This window comes from Janthinobacterium sp. YR213, from assembly GCF_900099875.1.
Taxonomy (GTDB): domain Bacteria; phylum Pseudomonadota; class Gammaproteobacteria; order Burkholderiales; family Burkholderiaceae_D; genus Janthinobacterium; species Janthinobacterium lividum.
Genome location: NZ_FNDA01000005.1, coordinates 544452 through 566430, shown reverse-complemented (window position 1 = coordinate 566430; position 21979 = coordinate 544452). Strand labels below are relative to the sequence as shown.

The following is a 21979-nucleotide window of genomic DNA, read 5'->3' as shown; positions in this document are numbered from 1 at the left end:
GATTGGAGTTATTCCATGTTGTTAACCCAGGAAATCATTCGCAAGAAACGCGACAAGGGCGTGCTGAGCGCCGAGGAAATCCAGTTTTTCGTGCGGGGCATCACTGACGGCAGCGTCAGCGAAGGCCAGATCGCGGCGCTGGGCATGGCCGTCTATTTCAACGACATGAACATGGACGAGCGCGTGGCGTTCACCCTGGCCATGCGCGATTCCGGCCAGGTGCTGGACTGGCGCTCGCTGAACCTGCCGGGCCCTGTCGTCGACAAGCATTCGACGGGCGGCGTGGGCGATGTCGTCTCCCTGCTGCTGGGCCCCATGGTCGCCGCGTGCGGCGGCTACGTGCCGATGATCTCGGGCCGCGGCCTGGGCCACACGGGCGGCACGCTGGACAAGTTCGACGCCATTCCCGGCTACTGCACGGTGCCGGACAATGAACTGTTCCGCAAGGTGGTACAGGAGATCGGCGTGGCCATCATCGGCCAGACGGCGCAGCTGGCGCCGGCCGACAAGCGTTTCTACAGTATCCGCGACGTCACCGCCACGGTGGAATCGGTGGCCATGATCACCGGCTCCATCCTGTCGAAGAAACTGTCGGCTGGCCTGGATGCGCTGGTGATGGATGTGAAAGTGGGCACGGGCGCCTTCATGCCGACCTACGACAAGTCGGTGGAACTGGCCGAAAGCATCGTCGCCGTCGGCAACGGCGCGGGGATGCAGACGTCGGCGATTCTGACGGACATGAACGAATCGCTGGCGCCATACGCCGGTAATGCGCTGGAAGTGCGCGGCGCCATGGATTACCTGACGGGCCGTTCGCGTCCCGCGCGCCTGCATGAAGTCACCCTGGCGCTGTGCGCCGAGATGCTGGTGCTGGGCGGCCTGGCTGCCACCGAAGAAGAAGCGCGCGTGAAATTGATGGCGGCCCTCGATTCGGGTGAAGCGGCCGAGCGCTTTTCGCGCATGGTGTCTGCCCTGGGTGGCCCGGCCGACCTGGTCGAACATCCGGACAAGCACCTGGAACAGGCACCATTCATCGTGCCGGCGCCGGCGCTGTCTGCCGGCTTTGCCAACGTGCGCGATTGCCGCGCCATCGGCCTGGCCGTGGTGGCCCTGGGCGGCGGCCGCCGCCGTCCGACCGACAGCATCGATTTCGCTGTCGGCCTGACGGACCTCGTGGGCCTGGGCGAGCAGGTGGCTGTCGGCCAGCCGCTGGCCATGGTGCACGCGCGCACGGAAGCGGCGGCGCAGCAAGCCGTCAGGGAAATCCAGGAGGCATATGCCATCAGCGCGGTGGCGCTGGCGGCCAATCCGGTGATTTACCGTACCATTCGACCATAACTATTTTTAGCCCCAAAGCAGAGTCCGGGGTCGTACCCTGAGGGTACGACCCCAGCCCTTGCGGGTTTTACAGGTAAATAAGCAAATGAACAACCAAGAACTGATCGCCGAAGCCAACGCCGGCCGCGAACTGGCCTACGCGCCATACTCGCGTTTCAAGGTGGGCGCGGCGCTGCTGTGCAAGGATGGCCGCGTCTTCCGTGGCTGTAACGTGGAAAATGCCGCGTATGGCCTGTGCAACTGCGCCGAACGCACGGCGTTTTTCAGCGCCATCGCGCATGGCTGCAAGCCGGGCGACTTTGCCAGGCTGGCCGTCACGGGCGACACGGCGGAACCGATCTCGCCATGCGGCGCCTGCCGCCAGGTGATCTTCGAGATGGGCGGCGCCGACCTGCCGGTGATCCTCACCAATCTGAAAAACGATGTCATGGAAGTGACGGCGGGCTGGCTGCTGCCGCACGGCTTCGGCAATTCCGACCTGGACATGAAGTAACAGGATCCGCTTGAACAAGACGATCGACATCCAGGCCGCCGTGGCGATTGCCGCGGCCGAAGCCATGGCAGCCAAGACGCAGGGTACATTTGGCGTGGGCGGCGTGCTGCTCGATGGCGCCGGCAACGTGCTGCAATCGATGCACAACAACGTCGTGCGCCAGGGCCTGGTGTTCGACCCCACCGCGCATGGCGAGCGCCAGCTGGTGGATTGGTATTTCGCCGAACGGGCCAAGGGCACACCCTTGCCGCCGCCGGGCGAACTGACCATCGTCACCTCGCTCGATCCGTGCTGCATGTGCACGGGGGCGATTTTGGCGGCCGGTTTCAACGTGGTGGTGGCCGCTCCCGATGTCAAGGCGGGCATCAATTACGATGGCAGCGCCAGTTTTACCGCCTTGCCGGCGCCGCTGCAGGCGCAGGCCGGCCGCAGCTTTTGCTATCCGGCCGTGCGTGGCGCCACCGAGTATGCGCGCCTGCCTTCCGGCGCCGCGCCCAAATCTTTTTTCATCGGCAAGAGCATCCACGAGGCGACGCAGGCACTGTGCTCGCTCGTGTTCGAGTCGACATCGGCGCAGGTGATGCAGTTGCTGAACGCCGGCGACGACGTGTACTTGCGCGATCCCGCCACCTTGCCGTCCGAGCATGCCGTGGTGCGCGCCCTGCGCCGCCGCTATCCTGATGCCCTCACTTACCGCTGCGCGCCGCATGCGCCGGATGCCGGCCTGGCGCCATTTTTGCAGGCGGCCATGGAGCAGGACGTGCGCGATGGCGGGCAGGGCGACGCGACCGCCTTGCTCGATTCCTTTGGCAACCTGTTGTTGTGCATGCCGGGAAAATTGGCGCAGTCGGTCATCCGCACGCCATTCATGGAATGCACGCGCCAGTACGCGCAACTGCGCTTTGAATTGATGGCGAACGCGGAGCCGGCGCTGCAGGAAGAAATCAAAAGCTACCTGGGGCATCCCAAGCATGGCACCTTCGTGCTGGCCATCGGCCCGGACGACAGCGCCGCCAGCTTCATGACCCTGGGCGCCTACGGCTCCACCATGGAGGGGGCGCTGCCGGAAAATAATCCCGCGCAATTCCAGTATGTGCGCCCGGCCATGGATGAAGACGCGCTGCTGGCGCTGTGCGAGTCGATGCCGCCGTTGTACCGCAAGCTGATACGCATCCGGCCAAGCCAGGTGGCGGACCATGCGTTGATCAGCGCACTCGGTTAGGCGTCGTCGTCCGGCAGGTTCTTCAGCAGGAAGTCGCGTACGTTTTCGCCCGCCACGCGGCGGATCTGCGCTTCCGACAGGCCAGCGTCGAGCAGCGCCTGCGTCAATCGCGGCAAGCCCGTCGCATCGATGGCCGTGGTGACGGCGCCGTCGAAGTCCGAGCCATAGGCCACGTGTTCGGCGCCGATCAGTCTTACCGTGTACTTGATGGCGCGCGCGATGGACGCCACGTCCTTGCCGCAGACGGCCGTGTTCCAGAAGCCGATGCCCACCAGGCCACCCTGGGCGGCGATGCGTTTCAACTGGCTGTCGCTGAGGTTGCGGCCGTTGGCGCAAGTGCCGCGCACGCCCGTGTGCGAGACCATCACGGGGCGTTTCGCCATCGTTAACACGTCGTCGATGGTGGCCGGCGAGGCGTGCGCCAGGTCGACGATCATCTTGCGCTGCTCCATGGCGCGCAGCCATTGCCGGCCCAGCGGCGTCAGGCCGCCTTTTTTCATGCCGTGCTGGGAACCGGAGAGTTCCGTGTCGAAGAAATGCGTGGGCGCGGCCATGCGGAAGCCGGCCCGGTGCAGGGCATCGAGGTTGTCCAGCTTGCCTTCGAGCGCATGCGCGCCTTCCAGTGTCAGCCAGCCGGCCAGCAGGGCGGGGTCTTTTTCGCGCGCGGCGATGAAGCTGCGCAGCTGGGCGCGGCTGCCGATCACCCGGACCTTGCCATGGCTCTTGGCCGCTTGCTGGCGCAGTTCGTCGGCCTGCCAGGTGGCGCGCGCCAGCAGGCTGTTCCAGGTAGCGGGCGGCAAGCCTTGTGCCACCACCAGGGCCGTGATGTTGTCCGTGTCACTGCCATTGCGCTCGATATTCATCTTGCGCGGCGTCTTGGTCACGACGGAAAAGGCTTGCAGCGCCACGTTGGCCCGTTGCAGGCGCGGGAAGTCGACATGCCCGCGCTGGCTGTCGCGGTTCAGGTTGCGTTGCCACAGCAGGCTGTCCGCATGCAGGTCGGCGATCCACAGGCTCTGGTGCAGGGCCACGGTGGCTGCCGATGGCGCCTTGCCGGACGGAGGGTGGACACGGTTGAGGTGTTCGTCGACGAGGACGGGAGCGGACAGGAAACCGCCGATCAGCGCAAGGCTGGCGGCGGCGAGGGTACTGATAATCATTGTTCTCCGTTTTACCATGGATCGTAGGTGCCCAGGCTCCAGATATGGCCTTCCGGGTCGCGGCAGGTAAATCCCCGTCCGCCGTAATCTTCATCCTTGATGTCGAGCACGATTTCGGCGCCGGCTTCGCGCGCGCTGCGGTAGACGGCATCGGCATCGCTGACGACCAGGTAGCAGTTTTGCGTATTGGCGCCGCCGACGTCGCCGGGCAGTTTCATCAGGCGGCCATAGTCGCTGTCGATGGCTGGCGCCACCATGACCATGCCATTGCCGAAGCTCAGCTGCGCATGGGCGACGCCACCGTTGCCGTCAGGCACGATCAATTGTTTTTCAAAGCCGAGCGCCTTGCACAGCCATTCAATGGCGGCGGGCGCGTCGCGGTAGCGCAGGCAGGGAATGGTCGTCGCTGCTGTAGCTTTTGCTGTCGTGGTCATCAGAAAACTCCTATGGCGGTGGGGGAGTAGCTTCGATCATGGATACTGCGTGGCGTTCCGTACCCATACCGTCCATCGGGATGGGTTTGATGCCTGTCAGTGCTGTGCCCATCCATAGTGCCATAGAACAATCATTGCACTCTTGCCACGACGCAAATTTTTATTGCGGCGACTGCTGCGAGCCCGGCGCTTTTTCGTCTGCGCCGGCATCATCGCTGTTGCTTGCCCATTTCAGCAGCATGACGAGGGCAAACAGCATGATGGCCAGCGGCAAGATGGTAATCAGGAACGCCAGGCCCAGGCAGCACGCCAGCAGCATGGGCCACGACATGGCACGCAAGGCGGCCATGCCCTGGCGCGTGTAAGCGCACAGCTCGTTCCAGAAAGCGCTGAAGGAAGTGCTGCCCGGTGCCGAATTGATGTCTTTCATGCCGTTCTCCTGTCGTGTGGGTGCCGCTGCCGTATGCATGCTGGCGATGAGTCCACTATAGGCAGAACTATACTGCCGGGCATCGCGTATGCGACGAATGGCAGGAATGGCGGACCGAACGGCGACAAATCAGGACAAACGGTTATTCAAACACCTTGAGTTTCAGCTGGAAACTGAGGGCGCCATACAGGCGGTCCTTGTAGGAAGGCACGATGGCGATATTCACGCCCACGCGCTGGTATTCATAGCTGATGGTGGGGACCAGGGCCGGGAACCAGCCGCCATCGCGCATCTTCGGATAGCCGCTGAAGCCGCCAACGACGGCGCCGACGCGCAGCGGGCCTACCTTGATCGGCTGGTAGTACACGCCCAGGTAGTTCGAGTAGGCACGGTCGCTATTGTAGAAGCGGCCCGCCGTGACCGACGCGACCGTGGAAAAGCGGTATTCGGCGCCCAGGCCCGGATTGCTGTCATTCAGGTTCTTGTCGCGCTGAAAGTGGTACGAATAAAAGCCCGCGTTGAGCCAGGTTTCGCTCAGCGGCTGGTTATCGATCATGTTCACAACATCGGCGTGTGCGCCGCAGGCATATGCCAGCATCAGTGCGCCTAGGGACAATCGTTTCATGCGTGCTTCATCCTTATGATTTCGTATTCTGTGGCCTGGCCTGGTCTGGCGCTGCCGCGATCGTATCACCAAGTTGGCTGCGCTTCTAAGCAATATTGAAACACCAGAACAGATGGCTGTTTTCCCGTCTGTTCATAGCGCCATCCGGATGGCTAAGGCGTTCTCCGGGCAGCGACAGGAAAACAATTTCTTTTGTGAAACTATGTTTGCATAATAATTACAAAAGTTGTTGATTTGCGACATCTCAAATCAAATAGATATGATATTCTGGCGTCAAGTTAATTTTCTTTTTGGAAATAAAAATGCCAAGCATGCCTAAATTGCCACTCCTTCTCGTTCTGTCGACCGTGTTCACTGCCGGCGCCGCGCAAGCCGGTGTTGTCGATCTGGGTATCGGTGGCGCCAATTTGTATTCCCTGAGCAACTTCAGCGCGTCCGGCAGCGATGTCGAAGGCGGCGTGCTGGTTGCCGGTAACCTGTCCGCATCGAGCTATTCGATCAATGACAAGAACAAGGACGCCTACGTCACGCACGGTAATACTGGCTATGCGCTGGTCGTTGGCGGCAATCTGAACTACAGCTCCGGTTCGATCAAGAACGGCAACTATTTTGTGGGCGGCAGCACGACGACGAGCAGCGTGGGCCTGAACACGGCGACCAAGACCACGGCGTCGCCCGTATCGTTTGCCTCCACCTCGGCCCAGCTGAAAAGCACCTCGACCTCGCTGGCGAAAGTGGCGTCCACGGGCAGCAGCTCCGTGGCCTACGGCGGCATGACCCTGAAGGGCGGCACGGGCAGCGTGCAAGTGTTCGATCTGACTTCCGCGGCGTTGGGCTCGGTGAACAACTTCAAGTTCAGCAACCTGCACACGAACGACACCCTGATCCTCAATATCAGCGGCAAGAATGTGAACCTGTCCGGCGGCTACGGCGATTTCAGCAAATACAATGTGCTGTACAACTTCTATGAAGCGCAAAACATCACCTTGAATGGTGTGGGCCTGTATGGCAGCATTCTGGCGCCGCTGGCGACCCTGGCCGGCGGCAATGGCCAGATCAACGGCAACGTGGTGGTGGGTAACTGGGCTTCGAACATCCAGGTCAACGCCAACCATTATTTCAACGCCACCAACGTGGCCGGTTATGTTTCGGCCGTGCCGGAACCGGAAACCTATGCGATGTTGTTGGCAGGCCTGGGCCTGGTTGGCTTCATGGCGCGCCGCCGCAAGGGCAAGACGGCAGCATAGGCGTTTGCGCTGTTCAGGAAACCGCCTCGCAAGGCGGTTTTTTTTCGCCTGCGGGCGGCATGGACACGGCCGCCAGCACCATGTGCGCGATCAGGATTTCCGCATCCTCGTAATCCTTGCGCGTGAGCTGCTTGCGTTCCAGCACCAGGGCCATCTGCGCTGAAAAATCCGCATACGATTGCGTCATGGCCCAGATGGCGAACATCAGGTGCGTGGCGTTGACGGGCGCTATCCTGCCGGCCGCGATCCAGGCTTCGAAGACGGCGATATCCTTGCGCAGCAGGGGCACGACCCGGTCGCGTATCTGCGCGCCGTACAGGGGCGCGCCATTGATCACTTCCAGCGCATACACGCGCGAAGCCCACGGCTGTTCGCGCGAAAAACGCAGCTTGGCGCCGATGTAGGCGCGCAGCACGTCGCGCGGCTCGTCGTGTTCTTTGGCCAGCGACTCCATGCGCGCCAGCCAGTCGTCGAGCACATCGTCGAGCACGCGCTGGTACAGCAGCTGCTTGGACGGGAAGTAATACATCAGGTTTTGCTTCGACAGGCCGGCCCGTTCGGCGATGGTGGCGATCGACGCGCCCTCATAGCCGCTTTCCGCGAACGCGCGCACGGCTTGTTCCAGGATGTCCGCTTCCAGGCGGTCGCGGTTTTGCAGGCGCCGGCCGCCGGCATTTTTCACGGGAAGGGCAGGGGATTTTTCGCTGGCCATGGCAGGTTCTTTAGCGTGGGCGGATCGATTGCAGGAACGCTTGCAGCACGGGGGTATCGGTGTAGGCCACGTTGAAGCGGAACCACACCGTCTCGGGCGCGCGCAGCATGAAAAATTCGTTCGGCGAGAGCAGGATGCCGGCCTTCAAGGCCATGTCGGCGATGATCTTGCCATTCCATTCCGGCGTTTGCACGTCGGGCCAGCCGGCGCTGACGAACATGCCGCCGCGGGGCCGTGCCACGGGCGCCATGCCCGCCTGCGCCAGGCAGTCGATACTGCGCTCGCGTGCCGCATCGAGCTGCGCCACCAGCCGCTCGACCATCCGCTTGTAGGGCCGCGCGGAGATGGCGTGGTAGACGGCGCGCTCGTTGATTTCCGACGTCGTCAGTCCCGCCAGCATTTTCACGCGTACCAGTTCGGCCACCAGCGAAGGCGAGGCGCAAATCGACCCCACGCGCAGCACGGGTGACAGGGTCTTGGAAAAGCTGCCCACGCGGATCACGCGGCGCAAGCCATCCATGGCCGCCAGCGATGCGTCGCCGCGTGCCGCCAGTTCGCGGTAGATATCGTCTTCCACCAGCCAGAAATCGAATTGCTCGGCCAGCGCCAGCAGCCGGTGCGTCTGCGCCTGGCTGAGCGAGGTGCCGAGCGGGTTTTGCAGCACCGTGTTGACGAACATCAGCTTGGGCTGGGTGCGCGCGGCCTCGCTGGCCAGCGCATCGAGGTCGAGGCCCGCCTCGCCGCGGCTGATGCCGACGGGGATGCAGCCGTGGTGGCGGATCAGCGACTGCAGATTGCTGTAGCCGGGGTCTTCCACCAGCACCGTGTCGCCCGGCTTGGTCAGGCTGCGCAGGATCAGATCGAAGGCATGCGTGGCGCCATGCGTCAGCAAGACCTGGTCCGGCTCCACCTGAAACAGGTCTTCCGACAGGCTGGTGGCCAGGTGCTGGCGCAGCGAGGGAAAACCGAGAGGATGGCCATAGCCGCGCAGCCGGCTGGCGGGAATGCGCATGGCCTGGCGCACGGCATCGAGCACGGTCGCTTCGCCATACATCTCGGGCGGCAGCCAGCCCGCACCCACGGGCAGGGCATCGGACACGCCCGAATACAGGTCCGGCGTGAGGGCATCGATGGCGGTGGGACTCGCGTGTACGGCCGCCTGCGGCGAGGCGGCGACATCGTGGCGCGCGACGAAATAGCCGGAACCGCGGCGCGACGACAGCAAGCCCAGGTTGACCAGGCGGTCGTACGATTCGACGACGGTAAACGTCGACACGCCATTGCAGCGGGCGAACTGGCGCACGGACGGCATGCGCGTGCCGATGCGCAGGGCGCGGCTGCCCACCATGACGCTGATGGCGATGACGATCTGCTCGACGAGGCCGCCCTTTTTCTGGCGGTCGATGTCCAGCACGGGCCAGCCGCTTGCTTGCTCGGGGGCATCGTCTGTGCTGTCGCTGTGCTTCACGGTGGCTCCTTATGCTGCCTTGCACAAAACTGTAGTGGTTTTCCGACCTGTACGGTTGGGGTACTTTGCCGTTTGTGTATCTGTGCCATTGGGGATGGCCTGTCTATTATTACATCAGCTTTTTGCCAACTGGTAAATTATTTTACGCTTCGTCAAAAACGATCCTGGCTCCGCGCCAGCCCATCCCAAGGAGAAGGTCATGAACGAAACAAGGCCGGAATCGATGTCGGCATTCTGGATGCCGTTTACGAACAACCGTGATTTCAAGGCCAACCCGCGCCTGCTCGTGTCGGCTGAAGGCATGTACTACAAGGACGTCGATGGCAACGCCATCCTCGATGGCACGGCCGGCCTGTGGTGCGTGCCGTGCGGCCATGCGCAGCCGAAAATCGTCGCTGCCATCCGCGACATGGTGGGCCAGCTGGACTTCGCGCCGACCTTTCAGATGGGCCATCCGGCCGCCTTCGACCTGGCGGAAAAGCTGATGGACTACACGGGCCACAAGTTCGGCCACGTGTTTTATACGAACTCCGGTTCCGAAGCCGTCGACACGGCGTTGAAGATCGCGCTGGCCTATCACCGGGCGCGCGGCGAGGGCGCGCGCACCCGTCTGATCGGCCGCGAACGCGGTTACCACGGCGTGGGCTTTGGCGGCATTTCCGTGGGCGGCATCGGCGGCAACCGCAAGACCTTCGGTCCCCTGCTGCCGGGCGTGGACCACCTGCCGCACACGCATAACCTGGACAAGAACGCCTACACGGTGGGCGAGCCCGAATACGGCACCCACCTGGCCGATGAACTGGAACGCATCGTCGCCCTGCACGACGCCTCGACGATTGCCGCCGTCATCGTCGAACCGGTGGCCGGTTCCACGGGTGTGCTGATCCCGCCGAAAGGCTATCTGAAACGCTTGCGCGAACTGTGCACCAAGCACGGCATCCTGCTGATCTTCGATGAGGTGATCACGGGTTTCGGCCGCATGACGACGCCGTTCGCTGCCGACTATTTCGATGTCGAGCCGGACCTGATGACGACGGCCAAGGGTCTGACCAACGGCATGGTGCCCATGGGCGCCGTGTTCAGCAAACAATACATCCACGACGCCTTCATGGACGCGCCGGCCGGCATCGAACTGTTCCACGGCTACACGTATTCCGGCCACCCGCTGGCTTGCGCCGCCTCGCTGGCGACCCTGCAAGTGTTCGAGGAACAGGACATCCTGGGCCACGCTAAAGCGATGCAGGCGTATTGGAGCGACGCCGTGCATTCCCTGAAGGGCCTGCCGCACGTGATCGACTTGCGCAGCATCGGCCTGATCGCCGGCATCGAGCTCGATCCCATCGCCGGCAAACCCGGCACGCGCGCCTTCAACGCCTTCAAGCAGGCGTTCGCCGACGGCGTGCTGATACGCACGACCGGCGACATCATCGCCCTGTCGCCGCCGCTGGTGCTGGAGAAACAGCATGTCGACGAGCTGTTTGGCAAGCTGGCCAAGGTACTCAAAAATCTTGATTGAATTGCGACCCCAAGCAAAACCTGGGGTCGGACCCTGAGGGTCCGACCCCGGCACTTGTTTTTGGGTTTGACAAAGGAACACCATGAACACTCTCGACACCATCACCCACTTCATCAACGGCGCCAAAGTCGACACGCAGAGCGGCCGCTATGGCGATGTGTATAACCCCGCGCTCGGCGAGCCCGTCGCCCGCGTCGCGCTGGGCACCGTGGCAGACGTGGACGCGGCCGTGCAGGCGGCCGCCGCCGCCTTTCCCTCCTGGTCGGCCACGCCGCCCCTGACGCGCGCGCGGGTGCTGTTCCGCTACCTGCAGTTATGCCAGCAGCACACGGACGACTTTGCCGCCATGCTCACGCGCGAGCATGGCAAGACCTTTGCCGATGCGCAGGGCGAGGTGGCGCGCGGCATCGAGATGGTTGAATTTGCCGTCGGCATTCCGCAATTGTTAAAGGGTGAATTCACGGACCAGATTTCGCGCGGCATCGATGCCTGGTCCATGCGCCAGGCGCTCGGCGTGGTGGCCGGCATCACGCCATTCAATTTCCCCGTAATGGTGCCGATGTGGATGTTCCCCGTTGCCATCGCCTGCGGCAATACCTTCGTCCTGAAACCGTCCGAGCGCGATCCGTCCGCCTCCCTGCTGCACGCGAAACTGCTGAAAGAAGCGGGTTTGCCCGACGGCGTCTTCAACGTGGTACAGGGCGACAAGGTCACGGTCGATGCCTTGCTCGACCATCCCGTGGTGCAGGCGATCAGCTTTGTCGGCTCCACGCCGATCGCCGAATACATCTATGCGCGCGGCAGCGCCAGCGGCAAGCGCGTGCAGGCGCTGGGCGGCGCGAAGAACCACATGGTGGTGATGCCCGACGCGGACATGGACATGACGGTCGACGCGCTGATCGGCGCGGCCTACGGTTCGGCGGGCGAGCGCTGCATGGCCATCTCCGTCGTCGTGGCCGTGGGCGACGCGGGCGACAAATTGATCGATGCACTGGCAACGCGCACGGCCGCACTGAAAGTGCGCGACGGCATGGCCGATGGTGCGGAAATGGGGCCGGTCGTATCGCTGGCCGCCAAGCAGCGCATCGAAAAACTGATCGCCTCGGGCGTGGAGCAGGGCGCAACTTTGGTGGTCGATGGCCGCAACCATGTGGTGGCGGGACGCGAGAACGGCTTCTTTGTCGGCGGTACTTTATTTGACCATGTGACGCGCGACATGAGCATCTACAAGGAAGAGATTTTCGGTCCCGTGCTGTGCGTGCTCCGGTGTCCTGACGTGGTGCATGCGGTGGAGCTGATCAACGCCAACGAGTATGGCAACGGCGTGGCCATCTACACGCGCGACGGCGGCGTAGCGCGTGAATTCGTGCGCCAGATCCAGGTCGGCATGGTGGGCGTCAACATCCCCTTGCCCGTGCCGATGGCCTTCAACAGTTTCGGCGGCTGGAAGCGCAGCATGTTCGGCGACCACCACGCCTATGGCCCCGAAGGCGTGCGTTTCTACACGCGCCACAAGGCCGTGATGCAGCGCTGGCCGAATACGGCAAGCGCTGGTGTGGAATTTGCTTTTCCCCAGATGAAGTAAAGGTTTCAAACTACAAGCCGGCCGCACATAACAAGAGGAATACGCGATGATCGAGTCTTTGAACTATTTGCCGCATCCCGCCCTGCCCAACGAGGAACTGGCAGGCCATTTCACCGACCTGGCACCTCCCTTGAGCGCGCGCCAGGCGGCCATCGAAAGCGCCCGCTGCCTGTACTGCTATGACGCGCCGTGCAGCCGCATCTGTCCGTCGGAAATCGACGTGGCCAGCTTCATCCGCAATATCCACGACAAGAACATCAACGGTGCCGCGGCAGGCATCCTGAAACAGAACATCCTGGGCGGCAGCTGCGCCCGCGTCTGTCCCACGGAAATCCTGTGTGAAGATGTCTGCGTGCGCAACCACGACGCGGAGGGGCAGCCCGTCATGATCGGCCTCTTGCAGCGCTACGCCGTCGATCACATGCATTTCGCAAGCCACCCGTTCAAACGGGCGCCAAGCACCGGCAAGACGATAGCCATCGTCGGCGCGGGACCGGCGGGCCTGTCGTGCGCGCACCGCCTGGCCATGCTGGGCCACGACGTGGTGATCTTTGAAAAGGAAGGCAAGGCGGGCGGCCTGAATGAGTACGGCATCGCCAAATACAAGCTGACGGACGATTTCGCGCAAAAGGAAATCGACTTCCTGCTGGATATCGGCGGTATCGAGATCCGATGTCGCCAGGCGCTGGGCGAGAACCTGCAGCTGCGCGATTTGCACGCGCAGTATGACGCCGTGTTCCTCGGCCTGGGCCTGGGCGCCAGCCGCAAGCTGGGGCTGACGGGCGAGGACGCACCGGGTTTGCTGGCCGCCGTCGATTACATCGCCGCGCTGCGTCAGGCCGACGACCTGGCTGCGCTGCCCGTGCCGAAACGGGCGATTGTGATTGGCGCCGGCAATACGGCCATCGACATGGCCGTGCAGATCCAACGCCTGGGCGCCGAGGAAGTCACCCTCGTCTACCGGCGCGGTTTCGACGCCATGACGGCCACCCACCATGAACAGGAAATCGCCAAGGCCAACCAGGTGCGCATGCTGACGTGGGCCCAGCCGCAGCAGGTGCTGCTCGATACTGCCGGCAAGGTCGCCGGCATGCGTTTCGAGAAGACGCGCATGCAGGGCACGCGTTTGGCGGGGACGGGTGAAACGTTCGACGTGGCGGCCGACGCCATCTTCAAGGCCATCGGCCAGAGCCTCGACACCGACGTGCTGCATGATCCGATGGCGTCTCTGCTGCAGCGCGAAGGCGACAAGATCGCCGTCGATGCGGGTTTTCGCACGGTGCTGCCGGGGATCTACGCGGGTGGCGACTGCGTGGCGCCGGGGCAGGACCTGACGGTGCAAGCCGTCCAGCATGGCAAGCTGGCCGCACTGGCCATCCATTCCGATTTGTTGAATAAAGTGGAGGCTGCATAATGGCTGATCTCAGCATCGAATTTTGCGGCATCAAGGCGCCGAATCCCTTCTGGCTGGCGTCCGCACCGCCGACCGACAAGGCCTATAACGTGGTGCGCGCCTTCGAGGCGGGTTGGGGTGGCGTCGTGTGGAAAACCCTGGGTGAAGACCCGGCCGCCGTCAACGTCTCGTCGCGCTACTCGGCCCTGTATGGCAAGAACCGCGAAGTGGTTGGTTTCAATAACATCGAGCTGATCACCGACCGCTCGCTGGAGATCAATCTGCGCGAAATCACGCAGGTGAAAAAGGATTGGCCCGACCGCGCCATGATCGTCTCCCTGATGCTGCCCTGCGAAGAGCACTATTGGGCCGACATCCTGCCCAAGGTGGAGGTGACAGGGGCGGACGGCATCGAGCTCAATTTCGGCTGCCCGCACGGCATGCCGGAGCGGGGCATGGGCGCGGCCGTGGGCCAGGTGCCCGAGTACGTGCAGATGGTGACCGCCTGGTGCAAGAAGCACAGCCGTCTTCCCGTCATCGTCAAGCTCACGCCCAACATCACGGACGTGCGCATGCCGGCGCGCGCGGCCAAGGCGGGCGGCGCGGACGCCGTCTCGCTGATCAACACCATCAATTCCATCACCTCGCTGGACCTGGACCGCATGGTGGCCTTGCCGATTGTCGGTGGCGCCAGCACGCACGGCGGCTATTGCGGGTCCGCCGTCAAACCGATCGCCCTGAACATGGTGGCGGAAATCGCCCGCGATCCGCAGACGCGCGGCTTGCCCATTTCCGGCATCGGCGGCATCGGCAACTGGCGCGACGCGGCCGAATTCCTCGCCCTGGGCGCGGGCTGCGTGCAGGTGTGCACGGCCGCCATGCTGCATGGCTTCCGCATCGTCGAAGAGATGAAGGATGGCCTGTCGCGCTGGATGGACGAGAAGGGCTACGAGCGCATCAGCGACTTTTCCGGCAAGGCCGTGGCCAACACGACGGACTGGAAATACCTGGACATGAATTACCAGGTCATCGCGCAGATCAACCAGGACGACTGCATCAAATGCGGCAAGTGCTACGTGGCTTGCGAAGACACCTCGCACCAGTCGATTGCGCAACTGATCGACGCCGCCGGCACGCGCACGTATGAGGTGATCAAGGAGGAGTGCGTGGGCTGCAACCTGTGCGAAATCACCTGTCCGGTGCAGGGCTGCATCACGATGGTGCCGCAGGCCACGGGCAAGCCGTACATGAACTGGACGCAGGATCCCAGGAATCCCCGCGCGCTGGCGGAGACGGCATAGGGCACGGTTATTGCGTGCGTTTATTTTATAAACAGCGGCGCGTCTTTGCAGTAAGCTAGATTACTTAAAAGCCGAGCCGTTTCCACACTGCCGTATCCCTGGCGTCCTCGCTACGCCAGCGGTCTAACCGATGGAGCAAACCTGTGAACCACGACTATTCAGGCAACACGCAACTCTGGAATGAAGACCTGGCGCCCACCACGGCGGCGCAGCGCACCTGGCGCTGGTATCACTTCGCCGCGCTGTGGGTCGGCATGGTCATGTGCATTCCCGCCTACACCCTGTCGGCCAGCCTGATCGACAGCGGCATGTCCGGTTACCAGGCCGTGCTCACGGTGTTTCTCGCCAACGCCATCGTGCTCCTGCCGATGCTGCTGATCGGCCATGCTGGTACCAAGTACGGCATTCCGTATGCCGTGCTGGCGCGTGCCTCGTTCGGCACCATGGGCGCGCGGTTGCCGGCCCTGATGCGCGCCATCGTCGCCTGCGGCTGGTATGGCATCCAGACCTGGTTCGGCGGGCAGATGATCTATACCCTGATGGGCGTGCTGGTAGGCCATGAACTGGGCGGCGAGAAGATCGCGGGACTGGGCATCAATGGCAGCCAGCTATTGTGCTTCCTGGCTTTCTGGGCCATCCAGTTCTATTACATCCTGCATGGCATGGAGTCGATCCGCAAACTCGAAACCTACACTGCGCCGCTGAAAATCCTCATCTGCTTCGTACTGCTGTACTGGGTGCACAGCAAGGCCGGCGGCGTGGCCAGCCTGCTGGACCAGCCATCGCAATTCATTCCCGGCGGTAAAAAGGCGGGCCAGTTCTGGAGCGTCTTCTGGCCGTCGCTGACGGCCATGGTGGGTTTCTGGGCCACCCTGGCCTTGAACATCCCCGACTTCACGCGCTTTGCCAAGACGCAGCGCGATCAGGTGATCGGCCAGTCGATCGGCTTGCCGGTGCCTATGGGATTGCTGGCCATGCTGGCCGTGATCGTCACTGCCGGCTCCGTCGTCATGTACGGCAAGGCCATCTGGGACCCGGTCGACCTGGCCAGCCGCATGACGGGCGCCGCCGTGCTGATCGCCTTGATCATCCTCCTGATCGACACGGTCAGCGTCAACCTGGCCGCCAACCTGGTGGGCCCGGCGTACGACTTTTCCTCGCTGGCACCGAAGCAGATTTCCTACAAGATGGGCGGCTACATCACGGCCTTCATCGCCATCGTCATGATGCCGTGGAAGGTGCTCGAGTCGACGCAGGGCTATATCTTCACATGGCTGATCGGCTACTCGGCCCTGCTGGGCCCCATCGCCGGCATCCTCATCGTCGACTATTATTTTGTGCGCAAGACGCAGCTCGACGTCAGGCAGTTGTACCGCGACGACGGCGTCTACTCGTATGGCAATGGCTGGAATATGGCGGCGCTGATCGCCTTTGTCATCGCCGTGCTGCCGAATATCCCGGGCTTTTTGAACGCGGCCTTTCCCACGGCGTTTCCCGACGTGGCCGAAGGCTTTAAAACCATCTACACCTACGCCTGGTTCGTGGGCGTGGCCATCGCCGCCGTCGTGTACGGCGTCATGATGAAGGGCAAGGCCGTGGCGCACGTGCAGCAGGCGCCGCAGTCGTAATCACAAAGGAGACAAGATGGCTATACTGATACGTGGCGGTACCGTCGTCAACGCCGACCGCGCATTCCGCGCCGATGTGCTGATCGAGGGCGACACCATCGCCGCCGTCGGCGAGAACCTTTTGGCACCCGCCGACGCCACGGTAATCGACGCGGGCGGCCTGTACGTGATGCCGGGCGGGATCGACACGCACACGCACATGAACCTGCCCTTCATGGGCACCGTGACGTCCGACGATTTTTTCACGGGCACGGCGGCGGGACTGGCCGGCGGCACCACCACCATCATGGACTTCGTCATCCCGGCACCCAAGCAATCCTTGATCGAGGCCTATCACCAGTGGCGCGAATGGTCGGCCAAGGCGGCTGGCGACTACACCTTCCATGTGGCGATCACATGGTGGAGCGAGCAGGTACATGAAGAGATGGGCACCCTCGTGCGCGAGCATGGCGTGAACAGCTTCAAGCACTTCATGGCATATAAAAACGCCATCATGGCCGACGATGAAACCCTGGTGAAAAGTTTTACCCGTTCGCTGGAACTGGGGGCGCTGCCCACCGTGCATGCGGAAAACGGCGAGCTGGTTTTTCAATTGCAGCAAGCTTTGCTCAAGAAGGGGATTACCGGGCCGCAGGCGCATCCGCGGTCGCGCCCGCCGGCCGTGGAAGCGGAGGCCGCCAACCGCGCCATCGCAATTGCCAACGTACTCAATACCCCCGTGTACATCGTGCACGTTTCGTGCGCCGAGTCGCTCGACGCCATCACGCGGGCGCGCGCCAATGGCCAGCGCGTGTATGGCGAAGCGCTGGCGGGCCACCTGGTGATCGACGACAGCGTCTACCAGAGCGACGATTTCGACTACGTGGCGGGCCACGTCATGAGCCCGCCGTTTCGCGGCAAGCACCATCAATCGGCGCTGTGGCACGGCCTGCAAAGCGGCAACCTGCAGACGACGGCCACCGACCACTGCACCTTCTGCGCTGAACAGAAGGCGGCGGGCAAGCAGGACTTTACGCGCATCCCGAACGGTTGCGGCGGCGTAGAGGAACGCATGGCCGTCGTGTGGGACGCCGGCGTCAATTCCGGCATGCTGACGCCCTCCGAATTCGTCAAGGTGACATCGACGAATGCGGCGCAGATCTTCAATATGTATCCGCGCAAGGGCGTCATCGCCGCTGGCAGCGATGCCGACATCGTGCTGTGGGATCCGCAGGGCACGCGCACCATTTCCGCCGCCACGCAGTTCGCCAAGGGAGGCTTCAACGTCTTCGAAGGGCGCACCGTGCGCGGCATCCCCAGCACCACGATTGCCGCCGGCAAGGTGGTCTTCCACCAGGGCGAACTGACGGCCGTCGAAGGGGCGGGGCGCTATGTCGAACGGCCCGCCTTTTCCGCCACCACCGCATAAGGAGTTGACGATGGATGCATTGCGTATCAATGGCGAGCGCCTGTGGGCTGCGCTGATGGAGCTGGCGCAGATCGGCGCGACAGCGAAGGGCGGCGTCAAGCGCCTGGCCCTGACGGACCTGGACAAGCAGGGCCGCGACCTGGTGGTGGGATGGGGGCGCGAAGCGGGCATGAGCATCACGATCGACCAGATCGGCAATGTCTTCATGCGCCGCGACGGCGCCGACAACAGCCTGCCGCCCGTGATGACGGGCAGCCATATCGACACGCAACCCACGGGTGGCAAGTTCGATGGCAATTACGGCGTGCTGGCGGGCCTGGAAGTGGTGCGCACCCTGAACGACTTGAAAATCAAGACGCAGGCGCCCATCGAGGTGGCCTTCTGGACCAACGAGGAGGGCTCGCGCTTCGTGCCCGTGATGATGGGTTCCGGCGTATTTTGCGGCGCCTTCTCGCTGGAGACGGCGTATGCGGCCAAGGATACCGAGGGGAAAACCGTGGGCGAGGAACTGGCGCGCATCGGCTACAAGGGCGAGCAGGTGCCGGGAGACCATCCCATCGGCGCCTACTTTGAAACGCATATCGAGCAGGGACCCGTGCTGGAAGACGCCGATAAAGTCATTGGCGTGGTACCGGCCGTGATGGGCCTGTCGTGGTACGACTGCGTGGTAACGGGCATGGAAGCGCATGCTGGCCCCACCCCCATGGGATTGCGCAAGGATGCACTGCAGGTGGCCACGACGATCATGCAGGAAGTGGTGGCGATTGCCAACCGCTACCCGCCGTATGGCCGCGGCACGGTGGGCATGGTGCAGGTCTTCCCGAACAGCCGTAACGTGATCCCCGGCGAAGTCACATTCAGCATCGACCTGCGCAATGTGAACGACGAACTGCTTAACACCATGCATGGCGAGATCACGGCCTTCATCGATGCCGCGCGTATTGCTACGGGACTGGATATATCTCTTGAACGTGTTTCCTATTACCCGCCATGCCCGTTCCACCCCGACTGCGTGGGCGCCGTGCGCAACGCCACGGAAAAGCTGGGCTACTCGGTGATGGACGTGGTGTCCGGCGCCGGCCACGATGCCATCTACGCGGCCCGGCTGGCGCCGGCCGGCATGATCTTCGTGCCGTGCAAGGATGGCATCAGCCACAATGAAATCGAAGACGCCAAGCCCGAGCACCTGGAAGCGGGCTGCAATGTCCTGCTGCACGCGATGCTGGAGCGGGCCGTGGCCGTGTAAGCTCAGGGCTTGGGCTGGAAGCCGCGCAGGAACGCCAGCAGCGCGCGCGCCGCGATGTCGGCATCGTCCGCCGTCATGCTTTCCAGCGGGTTGTGGCTGATGCCGCCATTGCCGCAGCGGGTAAACAGCATGGCCACGTCGGTGATGGCGGCCATGGCCATGGCGTCGTGGCCGGCGCCAGACAGCAGCGCATACGGTTCGATGCCGACCGCTTCCACGGCTTGCGCAAGCTGCGCCATCAGCCATGGCGCGCATGGCGCGGCACGCGCCGACAGCAGCAGTTCCAGCTGATAGTCGATCTGGCGCCGCGCGCAGATGGCGGCGATGCCATCGAGAATATCGTCGACGGCCGCCTGGCGTACCGCATCAACGGCCGCGCGGATGTCGAGCGACAGGGTGCACGCGCCGGCGATCACGTTGACGGAGCCGTTGGGCACGTGCAGCTGCCCAACGGTGCCCACCAGCGCCTCGCCCTTGCTGCAGCGCTGTTCCACCAGCAGGATGATTTCGGCTGCCGCGCTGGCGGCATCCTTGCGCATGGTCATGGGTGTGGTGCCCGCGTGGCTGGCCACGCCGCCAAGATTGACCAGGTAGCGCGAGCTGCCGGCAATCGCCGTGACGATCCCCAGCGGCAGGTCGCGTTCCAGCAGTACCGGGCCCTGCTCGATATGCACTTCCACATAACCGAGCAGGTCGGCGGGATCGCGCGCGATGGCGCCGATGGCGCTTGCCTCGTGGCCGGCGGCCGCCAGCGCGTCGCGCATGCTCACGCCATCCGCATCCACCTGTTCCAGCAGCGACACGTCGAACTTGCCCGTGACGGCCGTGCTGCCCAAAAACGTGCTCTTGAAGCGCACGCCTTCTTCCTCGGCGAAGCCGACGATCTCGAAGTGGAAGGGCAGCTTTTCGCCCCGCTCATGCAGGTGGCGCACGACGGCGATGGGCAGCACGATGCCCAGGCGGCCATCGTACTTGCCGCCGTTGCGCACCGTGTCGTAATGCGATCCCGTCATCAGGGTTTTTGCGCCGGGCGCGTCGGACAGATAGCGCCCGACGACATTGCCGACGGCGTCGATGTGCACCTGCATGCCCGCATCCCGCATCCATTCGGCCAGCTGCGCGGCCGTTTTCTGGTGCGCCGGCGTCAGGTAGGCGCAGGTCAGGTTGTAATCGCTGTCGCTCCAGGCAGCCAGCGTTTCGGCCTGCTGCATGATGGCCGGGCCGAAGTCCAGGCGCACGTCGAACAGGTCGTTCAGGCGCAGCTCGGCGATGCGCTTGATCTGCCGCAGCGACTCGGCCAGTTCATCGGCGCGCCGGTTCTTCAGGCGCCGCGCAAACGTGGCGATGATGTCCTGGCGCGTCAAGCCTTCGCCCGTCGGGCCCTTGACGGCCAGGATGAAGGGAAAGCCGAACTTGGCGTTGTAGTCGTCGTTCAGGCGCTGCAGGGTGGCGAATTCCTCGGCGCTGCACAGGTTCAGGCCGGACTTGGCCTGCTCGCGTGTCGATTCCGCCGTCAGCTGCCCGGCGATGGCGGCCTTGCCGGCCAGCTCCGGGTGGGCGCGTATCAGTCCCAGCTGCTCTTCGGGCGAGGCATGCGCCAGCACGCGCTGCAGCTCCGTCTTGAGTGCCGTCAGACTGGCAAACGGCCGGGCGGGGGCCGCGCGCTGGGCGATCCAGGGCGAGTGTTCGTAGATGCCATGCAGCCGTGCGATAAAGTCTGCCGGGCTGCCGGCGTTCAGGTCTGAAAGGGTGGTCATGGTTTTCCGATCATGCAAGCGGTGATGATAGCGCCCCGTTCCTGCGTCCATTATATGCGCGTGCTGATAGCGGCTATCGCTGCACCAGCGCCTTGGCGGCCGCGCTGACCTGGTCGCGCAGCCATTTGTGCTCGGGCGCCTGGTGCACGCGCTGGTGCCACAGCTGGTAAAAGCGCATCGGCGGGAATTTCAACGGCACAGTATACGTTTTCAGCGGCAGCGTCTTTTCATAGAAGCGCATGAATTGCCGGCCCGTGGTGAGTACCAGGTCCGTCTGCGTCAGCATGTAGGGGATCAGGCCGAAATACGCCGATTCCACCACCACGTTGCGCTGCAGGTTTTGCCGCTCGAGGAAGGAATCGATCACGCCGTGATAGCCGGGCATCATCTGCGACGGCGCCACATGGGGCAGGCTCAAATAGTCGTCGAGGGTCATGGCGTCGCTGGCCGTGCGGCGCGCATAGGCGTTTTCCGCATGCATGGCGCAGATAATGGGGTCTTCGAACAGCTTCGAAATGTGCAGATGCGCGGGCGGCTCGTCCCAGTTGGCGATGACCAGGTCCAGGCCCCCGTCGGAGAGTTGGCGGATATGGTCGATGCCCGGCCCCAGGCTATGCAGCACGACGCGGCTTTTTGGCGAGCCGCGGCGCAGCAGGGCCACCACGTTGGGCAGGAACTGGCTGTCCAGGTAATCGGGCGCGGCGATATGGAAGGTGCGTGCCTCTTCCTGCGCCACGAACGGCGTCTTCTTGACGAACAGGCTCTCCGTCTGGTCGAGGATGCGCTTGGCCGGATTGAGCAGGCTTTCGCCATGCTGGGTTGGCACCATGCCGCGCGCGCCGCGCACGAGCAGCGGGTCACCCGTCAGTTCGCGCAGCTTGCGCAAGGAGGCGGAAATCGATGGCTGCGGCTGATTGAGTTTCAGCGCCACGCGCGAGACGTTCTTTTCCACCAGCAGCAGGTAGAGGATGCGGATCAGGTGCAGGTCGAGGTGTTGCGGCAGACTGGACATGTGG

General features: G+C 63.4%; 19 protein-coding genes. 11 read left to right on the top strand and 8 right to left on the bottom strand.

The annotated features are described in order from the left end of the window. Positions 1 to 15 precede the first annotated feature (15 nt). The 3 genes from deoA to BLT98_RS23520 are packed head-to-tail and all read left to right on the top strand — an operon-like array spanning position 16 to position 3053. Positions 16 to 1338: a thymidine phosphorylase gene (gene deoA, locus BLT98_RS23530; protein WP_092611946.1), complete on the top strand. Its 1323-nt coding sequence runs from the start codon at positions 16 to 18 to the stop codon at positions 1336 to 1338. Positions 1339 to 1396: 58 nt separating this feature from the next. After that, positions 1397 to 1831, top strand: a complete 435-nt coding sequence (locus BLT98_RS23525) for a cytidine deaminase (protein WP_348272745.1) — start codon at positions 1397 to 1399, stop codon at positions 1829 to 1831. A 4-nt stretch (positions 1832 to 1835) separates the two neighbouring features. Next, on the top strand, positions 1836 to 3053 hold the full coding sequence (locus BLT98_RS23520; protein WP_170846479.1) for a nucleoside deaminase: 1218 nt from the start codon (positions 1836 to 1838) through the stop codon (positions 3051 to 3053). On the opposite strand, the gene BLT98_RS23515 is transcribed toward BLT98_RS23520, so the two are convergent. The 4 genes from BLT98_RS23515 to BLT98_RS23500 form a co-directional block, all read right to left on the bottom strand. Beyond that, positions 3050 to 4213 carry a dipeptidase gene (locus tag BLT98_RS23515; protein ID WP_092611940.1) on the bottom strand — a complete coding sequence of 388 codons (1164 nt, stop codon included), beginning with the start codon at positions 4211 to 4213 and terminating at the stop codon, positions 3050 to 3052. The genes BLT98_RS23520 and BLT98_RS23515 overlap by 4 nt on opposite strands. An 11-nt stretch (positions 4214 to 4224) precedes the next feature. Next, positions 4225 to 4647, bottom strand: coding sequence for a VOC family protein (locus BLT98_RS23510; protein ID WP_034785571.1), 423 nt, complete (start codon positions 4645 to 4647; stop codon positions 4225 to 4227). Positions 4648 to 4807: 160 nt separating this feature from the next. Further along, entirely contained in the window at positions 4808 to 5077 is a 270-nt protein-coding gene (locus tag BLT98_RS23505) for a hypothetical protein (RefSeq protein ID WP_070260145.1), read from the bottom strand. A gap of 142 nt (positions 5078 to 5219) precedes the next feature. Next, a complete protein-coding gene (locus BLT98_RS23500; protein WP_034785567.1) occupies positions 5220 to 5702 on the bottom strand; it encodes a hypothetical protein in 483 nt (160 codons plus the stop codon). A 311-nt stretch (positions 5703 to 6013) separates the two neighbouring features. Here BLT98_RS23500 and BLT98_RS23495 point away from each other — a divergent pair, with 311 nt between their 5' ends. Next, on the top strand, positions 6014 to 6949 hold the full coding sequence (locus BLT98_RS23495; protein WP_092612105.1) for a choice-of-anchor A family protein: 936 nt from the start codon (positions 6014 to 6016) through the stop codon (positions 6947 to 6949). A gap of 13 nt (positions 6950 to 6962) precedes the next feature. Here BLT98_RS23495 and BLT98_RS23490 read toward each other — a convergent pair whose 3' ends face one another. Next, complete coding sequence (locus tag BLT98_RS23490) at positions 6963 to 7661, bottom strand: TetR/AcrR family transcriptional regulator (protein ID WP_092611934.1); 699 nt, start codon at positions 7659 to 7661, stop codon at positions 6963 to 6965. Between the two features lie 10 nt (positions 7662 to 7671). Further along, complete coding sequence (locus BLT98_RS23485) at positions 7672 to 9129, bottom strand: aminotransferase-like domain-containing protein (protein ID WP_092611931.1); 1458 nt, start codon at positions 9127 to 9129, stop codon at positions 7672 to 7674. Positions 9130 to 9328: 199 nt separating this feature from the next. On the opposite strand from BLT98_RS23485, the gene BLT98_RS23480 reads away from it, so the two are divergent. From BLT98_RS23480 to BLT98_RS23450, 7 genes are all read left to right on the top strand, one after another. After that, positions 9329 to 10645, top strand: coding sequence for an omega-aminotransferase AptA (locus tag BLT98_RS23480; RefSeq protein ID WP_092611928.1), 1317 nt, complete (start codon positions 9329 to 9331; stop codon positions 10643 to 10645). An 82-nt stretch (positions 10646 to 10727) separates the two neighbouring features. Then, positions 10728 to 12230: a CoA-acylating methylmalonate-semialdehyde dehydrogenase gene (locus BLT98_RS23475; RefSeq protein ID WP_092611925.1), complete on the top strand. Its 1503-nt coding sequence runs from the start codon at positions 10728 to 10730 to the stop codon at positions 12228 to 12230. A 46-nt stretch (positions 12231 to 12276) separates the two neighbouring features. Continuing rightward, positions 12277 to 13644, top strand: a complete 1368-nt coding sequence (locus BLT98_RS23470) for an NAD(P)-dependent oxidoreductase (protein ID WP_092611922.1) — start codon at positions 12277 to 12279, stop codon at positions 13642 to 13644. After that, positions 13644 to 14924 (top strand): NAD-dependent dihydropyrimidine dehydrogenase subunit PreA, encoded by a 1281-nt coding sequence (gene preA, locus BLT98_RS23465; protein ID WP_211615091.1) that lies wholly within the window; start codon positions 13644 to 13646, stop codon positions 14922 to 14924. Before BLT98_RS23470 ends, preA begins: the two co-directional genes overlap by 1 nt. Before the next feature lie 143 nt (positions 14925 to 15067). After that, positions 15068 to 16552 (top strand): NCS1 family nucleobase:cation symporter-1, encoded by a 1485-nt coding sequence (locus BLT98_RS23460; protein ID WP_034782401.1) that lies wholly within the window; start codon positions 15068 to 15070, stop codon positions 16550 to 16552. 16 nt (positions 16553 to 16568) lie between these two features. Further along, positions 16569 to 17960: a dihydropyrimidinase gene (gene hydA / locus BLT98_RS23455; RefSeq protein WP_092611915.1), complete on the top strand. Its 1392-nt coding sequence runs from the start codon at positions 16569 to 16571 to the stop codon at positions 17958 to 17960. A 10-nt stretch (positions 17961 to 17970) separates the two neighbouring features. Continuing rightward, positions 17971 to 19206: a Zn-dependent hydrolase gene (locus tag BLT98_RS23450; RefSeq protein WP_092611912.1), complete on the top strand. Its 1236-nt coding sequence runs from the start codon at positions 17971 to 17973 to the stop codon at positions 19204 to 19206. Positions 19207 to 19208: 2 nt separating this feature from the next. Here the strand turns inward: BLT98_RS23450 and BLT98_RS23445 are convergent, their stop codons facing one another. Together BLT98_RS23445 and BLT98_RS23440 are read right to left on the bottom strand one after the other, a co-directional pair. Then, on the bottom strand, positions 19209 to 20963 hold the full coding sequence (locus BLT98_RS23445) for an allantoate amidohydrolase (RefSeq protein WP_092611909.1): 1755 nt from the start codon (positions 20961 to 20963) through the stop codon (positions 19209 to 19211). 73 nt (positions 20964 to 21036) lie between these two features. Further along, a complete protein-coding gene (locus BLT98_RS23440) occupies positions 21037 to 21975 on the bottom strand; it encodes a LysR family transcriptional regulator (RefSeq protein WP_034754583.1) in 939 nt (312 codons plus the stop codon). Positions 21976 to 21979: the final 4 nt, after the last annotated feature.

Coding starts and splice junctions, on each gene's coding strand:
- deoA (WP_092611946.1), top strand. CDS start 16: ATGTTGTTAACCCAGGAAATCATTCGCAAGAAACGCGACAAGGGCGTG.
- BLT98_RS23515 (WP_092611940.1), bottom strand. CDS start 4,213: ATGATTATCAGTACCCTCGCCGCCGCCAGCCTTGCGCTGATCGGCGGT.
- BLT98_RS23510 (WP_034785571.1), bottom strand. CDS start 4,647: ATGACCACGACAGCAAAAGCTACAGCAGCGACGACCATTCCCTGCCTG.
- BLT98_RS23505 (WP_070260145.1), bottom strand. CDS start 5,077: ATGAAAGACATCAATTCGGCACCGGGCAGCACTTCCTTCAGCGCTTTC.
- BLT98_RS23500 (WP_034785567.1), bottom strand. CDS start 5,702: ATGAAACGATTGTCCCTAGGCGCACTGATGCTGGCATATGCCTGCGGC.
- BLT98_RS23495 (WP_092612105.1), top strand. CDS start 6,014: ATGCCTAAATTGCCACTCCTTCTCGTTCTGTCGACCGTGTTCACTGCC.
- BLT98_RS23490 (WP_092611934.1), bottom strand. CDS start 7,661: ATGGCCAGCGAAAAATCCCCTGCCCTTCCCGTGAAAAATGCCGGCGGC.
- BLT98_RS23480 (WP_092611928.1), top strand. CDS start 9,329: ATGAACGAAACAAGGCCGGAATCGATGTCGGCATTCTGGATGCCGTTT.
- BLT98_RS23475 (WP_092611925.1), top strand. CDS start 10,728: ATGAACACTCTCGACACCATCACCCACTTCATCAACGGCGCCAAAGTC.
- BLT98_RS23470 (WP_092611922.1), top strand. CDS start 12,277: ATGATCGAGTCTTTGAACTATTTGCCGCATCCCGCCCTGCCCAACGAG.
- preA (WP_211615091.1), top strand. CDS start 13,644: ATGGCTGATCTCAGCATCGAATTTTGCGGCATCAAGGCGCCGAATCCC.
- hydA (WP_092611915.1), top strand. CDS start 16,569: ATGGCTATACTGATACGTGGCGGTACCGTCGTCAACGCCGACCGCGCA.
- BLT98_RS23450 (WP_092611912.1), top strand. CDS start 17,971: ATGGATGCATTGCGTATCAATGGCGAGCGCCTGTGGGCTGCGCTGATG.
- BLT98_RS23445 (WP_092611909.1), bottom strand. CDS start 20,963: ATGACCACCCTTTCAGACCTGAACGCCGGCAGCCCGGCAGACTTTATC.
- BLT98_RS23440 (WP_034754583.1), bottom strand. CDS start 21,975: ATGTCCAGTCTGCCGCAACACCTCGACCTGCACCTGATCCGCATCCTC.